Genomic DNA, 8,124 nt, shown 5'->3' with positions numbered 1-8,124 from the left:
CGTCCGCCTAGTCCTCGGAGATATTGAGGGTCTTGCTGATGAGACTGAACATTTCGTCGTCGTCGAGATCGGCGAGATCGCCCTTCGCCGACGCCGCCGCACCGTCGGTCCTGAGCTTCGCCACCCGCGCGCCGAGTGCCTTCAACCGCTGCGTGGCAGCCGGTTCGCCGGCACCGTCCGGGTCGTCGAGCCCGAGCCGCAGCAGCCGGTCGAGACCGCGGTCGATAGCGTCGAACACCTCCGCGAGCTGCGATTCCCTGCTCGGCCGCAGCTGCTCCAGCAGGTGCAGCGCGAGCACCGTCGGCGTCGGCTGGTCGAAGACGAGGCTGGTCGGCAGCCGCAGCCCGGTCGCGGTATTGAGCCGATTCCTGAGTTCGATGGCGGCCAGCGAGTCGAACCCCATCTCCAGGAAGTTCCGGTCCGGATCCACCTCCGCGGGGCCCCGATAGCCGAGTACCGGCGCGATATGCGCGGCCACCAGGTCGATCAGGTACTTCCGCTGTTCGGGTTCGGCGAGTCCGGCCAGCCGCTCGGCCGGGTGCGCGGCGCCGGGATCGGCACCGCCGGGGGCCGGTGCCCGCACCAGGTCCCGCAGCAGGGGATGCGTCGGCCCGCCGGGCCGCAGCGCTTCCCGCCCGATGCGCATCGGCAGCAGATGTGCCGACGGCAGCGGCACCGCGAGATCGAAGAGCGCGAGCCCCTGTTCGGTGGAGAGCGCGTCCATCCGGTCGGCGCGGCCGCGATCGATGCGGCCCGCCATGCCGCCGGTGTCGGCCCACAGCCCCCAGGCCAGCGCGGTCGCCGGGAGGCCCGCGCCGTGCCGGTGGCGGGCAAGGGCGTCGAGGTAGGCATTGGCCGCCGCGTAGTTCGCCTGCCCCGGATTGCCGAAGGTGGCCGCGGCCGAGGAGAACAGGACGAAGGCGGACAGCGGCAGCTCGCGGGTGAGGTCGTGCAGGTGCCACGCCCCGTCCACCTTCGGTGCGGACACCGTCCGGATGCGCTCCGGCGTCAGCGCTTCGAGGACTCCGTCGTCCAGCACGCCCGCGGTGTGGATGACGGCGGTCAGCGGATGGCTCTCCGGAATGCCGCGCAGCAGCGCGGCCACCGACTCCCGATCCGCGACATCGCAGGCGACGGCCTCGGCGTGGGTACCGGCGGCGGTCAGCTCCGCGACCAGGGCGGCGATGCCGTCGCCGGCGGGGCCGCGCCGGCTCGCGAGCAGCAGCCGCGGTGCGCCCGCGCGGGCCAGATGGCGGGCGAGCGCGGCGGCGAGCACGCCGGTTCCGCCGGTGATGAGCACCGTGCCCGTCCACTCGGGCGGCCCGCCGCCGTCCGGCACGGGGGCCCGGCGCAGCCGCGGAGTGTGCGGCTCGCCGCCGCGCAGTGCCAGCTGCGGCTCCGGCAGTGCCAGGGCGCGTTCCAGCTCCCGGTCGCCGGGTTCGGCGTTGTCGGTGTCGATCAGGACGAACCGATCCGGATGCTCGGACTGCGCGGTGCGGACCAGCCCCCATACCGCGGCGGCCGCCGGATCGGGCGCCGCGTCGGTCTCGTCGATCGCGACCGCGTGCCTCGTGCGGAAAGCGAGCCGGGCGGTGCCGCCTGCGGCGAGCCAGCGCTGCACCGCGCCGAGCGCGGTGCTCACCGCCGCGTGCACCGCGGCCGGTTCCGGGCCGCCGTGCGCGGTCAGGTCGAGCACGGCGGTCGCGGCGGCGGTGAACGGCTCTTCGGCGACGGCCGGGATGCGGACCAGCGGGGAGCTGCCCGGCGCGGCCGGGATCGGCGTCCAGGAGACCGTGTAGAGATCGCGGGTGCCGCGCGGTGGCGCGTCGACGGCACGCAGGGTGAGCGATTCGATCGACAGCACGGTGGCGCCCGCGGCATCGGTGGCGAGCAGTTCCAGGGTGTCGGCGCCGGTCGGGCGCAGCCGCACGCGCGCCGCCGGCGCCCCGGTCCGCGCCACCGTGACCCCGCTCCACGCGAAGGGCAGCCCGCCGGTGCCGACGCCGCCGGCCCGCGCCAGCGCGGTGAATCCGACCGCGTGCAAGGCCGCGTCGCCGAGCACGGGGTGCAGGCCGAAGCCGGTCTGGTCGAGATCGGTCGCCGGGATGGCGATTTCGGCGAAGACATCCGCACCGGCGCGGTACACGCCGCGGAGCCCGCGGAAGGCGGGGCCGTAGTCGATACCGGCCGCCGCCAGCTCGTCGTAGAGGCCGGCGATATCGACGGGCTCCGCGTCCGCCGGGGGCCACGGGGTCGCCTCGATGGCAGGTGCGTCCGCCGCGCGCGAGAGGCGTCCGGTGGCGTGGTGGGTCCACTCGCCCCGGTCGGCACGGGAGTAGACGTCCACCGCGCGGCTGTCCGCCTCGTCGGCCGGGCCGACGAGGACCTGGAGGTCGAGGCCGTCGTGGTCGAGGACGGCGGGGCTGTGCAGCACGAGTTCGTCGATCCGCCCGCACCCGGCCTCGGCACCGGCGCGGCTCACCAGTTCGAGGAAGACGCTGCCCGGCAGCAGCACCGTCCCCAGCACGGTGTGCTCGGCAAGCCACGGCTGGGTCCGGGTCGACAGCCGCCCGGTGAGGACGACGGTGCCGCCATCGGCGGTACTGACCGCCGCCGCGAGCAGCGGGTGCGCGACCGGGTCCAGCCCGGCGCCCGCGACATCGGCGGAGTGCGCCGCGTCGGCGTCGAGCCAGTACCGCTGCCGCTGGAAGGCGTAGGTGGGCAGCGGGACCCGGCGGCCGGGGCGCACGGCGGACCAGTCGACCGGAACCCCGGCGGTGAAGATCCGCGCGACGCCTGCGAGCACCGCCTCCGGCTCGTTCGCGCCGCGCAGCAGCCCTACCGATACCTCGGCGCCGGTGGTCGTGTGGTGGGCGGCGAGCCCGGCGAGGCCGCCGTCCCCGAGCTCGACGAAGTATCCGGCGCCCCGCTCCGCGAGCCCGGCCAGCGCCCGGGAGAACTGGACGGTCTCGCGCACGTGGCGCACCCAGTACTCCGGGGAGGTCGCCTCGTCGGCGGTCAGCGGCGCGCCGGTGCTGTCGGAGATCACCGGGATCCGCGGCGGGTGCAGTTCGACGGTCTCGAGGACGGCGCGGAAATCGTCCAGCACGGAATCCATGTGCGGCGAGTGGAAGGCGTGCGAGACGGTCAGCTCCCTGACCCGATGCCCAGCCGTCGTCCAGTGCTCGGTGAGCGCCGCGACGGCGTCCCGGTCACCGGAGATGACCGTGGCGTCTGGGGCGTTCACCGCGGCGATCGAGATCCGCTGCGGTGCGTCGGGGCCGAGCACCGTGACGAGCGAGTCGAGCACCTCGCGGTGCCCGGCGCGGATGGCGGCCATCGCGCCGCCGGGCAGCTGGTGCATCAGGCGGCCGCGCTCGGCCACCACCCGTGCCGCGTCCCCGAGCGACATGACCCCGGCCACGTGCGCGGCGGCCAGCCCGCCGATCGAGTGCCCGAGCAGGTGATCGGGGGTGATCGACCAGGATTCGAGCAGCTCGAACAGCGCCACCTGCACGGCGAAGAGCGCCGCCTGGGTGTACCTGGTCTCGTCCAGCAGCGCCGCCTCCGGCGATCCCGGCTCGGCGAACAGCACCGCGCGCAGCGGGCGCGGCAGCCATTCGTCCAGTGCCGCGCAGACGGAGTCCAGTGCGCCGGCGAAGACCGGGAAGGCGTCCGCGAGTTCCCGGCCCATGCCCGGCCGCTGCGACCCCTGGCCCGCGAAGAGCAGCGCGAGGCCGGGCCGCGCACCGGAATCGGTGGAGATCACGGCCCCGGACACCACGCCGGGTCGCGGCGCGTGCGCGGCCGCGGAATCCAGGCCGGCCAGGAGCGTGTCGCGATCCCGGCCGATCACCACGATCCGGTTCTCGAACACCGACCGCGATGTCACCGACGACCAGCCGATATCGGCGGGCGGCAGCTCCGGGTGCGCCCGCGCCCACGCCGCCAGCCGCCCGGCCTGGCCCGCCGCGGCGTCCCGGCCCCGCCCCGATACCACCCAGGCCACCGGCCCTTCGGTCTCGACCGGCTCCGATGGCGCGAGCGCGGGTGCCTGCTCCAGAATGACGTGCGCGTTCGTGCCGCTGATCCCGAACGAGGACACCGCGGCCCGCCGCGGATGCCCGTCGACCGGCCACTCCCGCGCGCTGGTCAGCAGCTCGACCGCCCCGGAGGCCCAATCCACCTGCGGCGTCGGCTCGTCCACGTGCAGCGTCGCGGGCAGCACCCCGTGCCGCATCGCCATCACCATCTTGATGACGCCCGCGACCCCGGCCGCGGCCTGGGTGTGGCCGATATTGGACTTGATCGACCCCAGCCACAGCGGCTTCTCGCGCTCGCGGCCGTAGGTGGCCAGCAGGGCCTGTGCCTCGATCGGGTCGCCGAGGGACGTTCCGGTGCCGTGCGCCTCGACCACGTCCACCTCGGCCGGGTGCAATCCGGCGGCGTCGAGTGCGCGGCGGATCACCCGCTGCTGGGACGGCCCGTTCGGCGCCGTCAGACCATTGGACGCACCATCCTGATTCACCGCACTCCCCCGCACCACCGCCAGCACCGGATGCCCCTTCGCAACCGCATCCGACAACCGCTCCAACACCACGACACCGACACCCTCACTCCACCCCGTACCATCGGCCGCACCCGCAAAGGACTTGCACCGCCCGTCGGCAGCCAACCCACGCTGCCGACTGAAATCCACGAACGTCCCCGGCGTCGCCATCACCGTCACTCCACCCGCAAGGGCCATCGAGCACTCCCCGGACCGCAGCGCCTGACCGGCCCAGTGCATCGCCACCAGCGACGACGAGCACGCCGTGTCCACCGTCACCGCCGGACCTTCGAGCCCGAGGGCATAGGCAACGCGGCCCGAGACGACACTGCCCGCGTTCCCGGTGCCCATGTACCCGTCGACACCGTCCGGAACCACGGTCAACCGGGTGACGTAGTCGTGGTACATCAGCCCCGCGAAGACACCGGTGTCGCTGCCCCGCAGTGATTTCGGGTCGATCCCGGCGTTCTCCAGCGCCTCCCAGCCGGTCTCCAGCAGGAGCCGCTGCTGCGGGTCCATGGCCAGCGCTTCGCGGGGCGAGATCCCGAAGAAGCCCGCGTCGAACTCACCGGCCTCGTGCAGGAAACCGCCCTCCCGCGTGTACGAGGTGCCGTGGTTGCCGGGATCCGGGTGGTAGAGGGCTTCGATGTCCCAGCCGCGGTCGGCCGGGAACAGCGTGATGCCCTCGCGGCCGTCGGCGACCAGCTGCCACAGTTCGTCCGGGTTCGCGATGCCGCCCGGGTACCGGCAGGCCATCCCCACCACCGCCAGCGGCTCGTCCGAGAGCACCGGGGCCGCTGCCGCGCGGACGGGGTCGGGCCGGCCGACGAGCGCGCCGAGCAGGTGCCCGGTGATCGCGGCCGGGGTCGGGTAGTCGAAGGTCAGGGTGGCGGGGAGCCGCAGGCCGGTGGCCGCGCCGAGCCGGTTGCGCAGCTCGACCGCGGTCAGCGAATCGAAGCCGATCTCGCGCAGCGCCCTGCCTTCGTCGACCCCGGCCGCGGTGCTGTGCCCCAGCGTGCTCGCGATCTGCGTGCGCACCAGCTCGAGCACGGTGCGACGCTGCTCGTCGGGCGCGGCGTCCCGCAGCCGCCGGACGAACGTATCCGGCTCGGCCGCGGCGCCGCCCGCGGTCCTGCGGGTGCGGATCAGGTCGCGGAGCAGCGGCGGCACCGGCGCGCCCGGATCGTCCGGGGCGGTGAGCCGCAGCCGGATGGGGAGGACGGCGGGCCGCCCCGCCGCCAGCGCGGCATCGAACAGCGCGGTTCCCCGCTCGTTGGAGAGCGCGGCCACGCCACCGCGGTGCATCCGGCTCCGGTCGACCTCGCTCAGCCCGCCGGTCAGCCCGCTCGCCTCGGCCCACAGCCCCCACCCGAGCGAGACCCCGGGCAGCCCGCGATGGCGCCGGTGCGCGGCCAGCCCGTCCAGGAAGGCATTGGCCGCCGCGTAGTTCGCCTGCCCCGCGTTTCCGAACGTGCCGGACGCGGAGGAGAACAGCACGAAGGCCGAGAGCGGGAGCCCCGCCGTCAGCTCGTGCAGATTGCGGGCACCGTCGACCTTCGGGGCCAGGACGGTTCGCAGCTGGTGCGTGGTGAGCGATTCGATCGTGCCGTCGTCGACGATGCCCGCGGCGTGCACGACGGCGGAGAGCGGACGATCCGGCGGAATGGCCTCGAGCAGCCGCGCCACTGCGTCCCGGTCGGCGATATCGCAGGCGACGACCTCGGCGTCGGCGCCGACGGCCCGGAGTTCGGTGCGGAACTCCGCGACCCCCGGCGCGTCCTCGCCGCGGCGGCCGGTGAGCAGGAAGTGCCTGGCGCCCTGGTCGGCCAGGTGCCGGACGATCACCCGGCCGAGCGCGCCGCTGCCGCCGGTCACCAGGATCGTCCCGGCATCGTCCCAGCGCACGACCGGTTGCCCGGGGGCGGGCTGCACGCGGTGCAGTCGTGGCACGTGCAGCGCCTCGCCGCGCAGCGCGACCTGGGGCTCGCCGCAGGCGAGCACCGCGGAGAGCGCCCGCGGGTCGAGCCGCTCCCGGTCGGCGTCCAGCAGGATCAGCCGATCCGGGTGCTCGGACTGCGCGGAGCGCACCAGCCCCCAGACCGCGGCGCCCGCCGGATTCCGCACGTCGTCGTCCGGGCCGACGGCGACGGCGCCGCTGGTGACGATCACCAGCCGGGCGGCATCGCCTGCCCCGGCCAGCCAGGCTCGGAGCACGTCGAGGACGTGCTGCGCGGTCTCGGCGACCTCACCCGCGGTGACGTGGAGCACGGCATTGTCCGCGCCGATCCGCTCGGGGCCGGACAGCTCGGCCCAGGTACCGAACTCCCGCGGTGGTTCGGCGATGGCAGGCACCCAGTCGAGGACGAACAGATCATCGACCCGGGCCGGGTGGTGCTGCCCGAGCAGGTCCATGGAGACCGGGCGCAGCGTCAGCGATTCGATGTCGAGCACCGGCCCGCCCGCCGGGTCGGCGGCCGTGACGGCGACGGCCCCGTCCGCCCGGCGGGTCACCCGGACGCGCAGTTCGGCGGCCGCGTTCGCGTACAGCGACACCCCCGCCCACGCGAACGGCATGCCGCCGCCGGTGTGCTCGGTGTCGAAGAGCGAGATGGCGTGCAGCGCCGCATCCAACACGGCGGGGTGCACGGCGTAGTCCGCGGCGGCGGTCCGATCCTGCCGCGGCAGCGCGACATCGGCGAAGATGTCGTCTCCGCGCCGCCAAGCCCGGCGGAGGCCGCGGAATACCGGGCCGTAGCCGAAGCCGAGGTGGTGCAGCCCGGCGTAGAAGCCGGTCAGCTCCAGCGGTGCCGCGCCGGGCGGCGGCCAGGTAAGGAACGCGGGGTCGCCGCTCCCGGCCGGGCGCGCCGCGCCGAGGATCCCGCTCGCGTGCCGGATCCAGTTCTCCTCGCCGGCCGCGGTTTCGGCCGGGTCGCGGGAGTAGATGTCGACGGCCCGGAGCCCGGCCTCCTGCTCCGCACCGACGATCACCCGGATATCCCGCCCGGCGCCGCTGCCGGGGAGCACAAGGGGAACGTGCAGGACGAGTTCGTCCAGCCGCGCCGCGCCCACCCGATCCCCCGCCTGCACCGCCAGTTCGACGAAGGCGGTGCCGGGGAGGATCACCGTGTCCATGACCGTGTGATCGGCCAGCCACGGGAGGGTGCTGAGGGAGAGGTGGCCGGTGAGGACGGTGACCCCGGTGCCGGGGATGCCGACGACGGCGCCGAGCAGGGGGTGGGTGGCCTGGCCGAGGCCGAGGGCGGCGGGGCCGCCGCGGGTCGAGGTCAGCCAGTAGTTCGCGTGCTGGAATGCGTAGGTGGGCAGCGGGACCCGGCGGCCCGGCTTGACCCTGGACCAATCGACGTCGACACCCGCGGTGAACGCACGGGCCACACCCTCCAGGAGCTCGCGTTCGCCACGCAGCAGTTTCATCACATCGAGGTGATGGGTATCGGCGAGGACATCCAGAGCCTTCGAGAACTGAACCGTCTCGCGCACATGAGACACCCAGTATTCGACAGAGGTCGCCTGTTCGGCGGTCAGCAGTTCCCCGGTGCGGTCCGAGACCACCGGAA

The 8,124-nt window shown here is 74.3% G+C and carries 1 protein-coding gene and 3 pseudogenes; all 4 read right to left on the bottom strand.

The window, feature by feature from the left end:
• Window positions 1-7: 7 nt before the first annotated feature.
• Window positions 8-646 carry a phosphopantetheine-binding protein gene (locus ACFO0B_RS31580; protein ID WP_449289807.1) on the bottom strand — a complete coding sequence of 213 codons (639 nt, stop codon included), beginning with the start codon at window positions 644-646 and terminating at the stop codon, window positions 8-10.
• Between the two features lie 135 nt (window positions 647-781).
• Window positions 782-2,617, bottom strand: a pseudogene (locus ACFO0B_RS31575) (type I polyketide synthase); the annotation flags it as partial.
• A 291-nt stretch (window positions 2,618-2,908) separates the two neighbouring features.
• Window positions 2,909-5,668 (bottom strand): annotated as a pseudogene (locus ACFO0B_RS31570) (type I polyketide synthase); the annotation flags it as partial.
• A gap of 243 nt (window positions 5,669-5,911) precedes the next feature.
• Window positions 5,912-7,981, bottom strand: a pseudogene (locus tag ACFO0B_RS31565) (type I polyketide synthase); the annotation flags it as partial.
• Between the last annotated feature and the right edge of the window lie 143 nt (window positions 7,982-8,124).

It is taken from the genome of Nocardia jiangsuensis (genome assembly GCF_042650385.1).
Taxonomy (GTDB): Bacteria; Actinomycetota; Actinomycetes; order Mycobacteriales; family Mycobacteriaceae; genus Nocardia; species Nocardia jiangsuensis.
The sequence above is the reverse complement of the archived record's forward strand: the minus strand, read 5'-3'. Positions and strand labels throughout refer to the sequence as shown.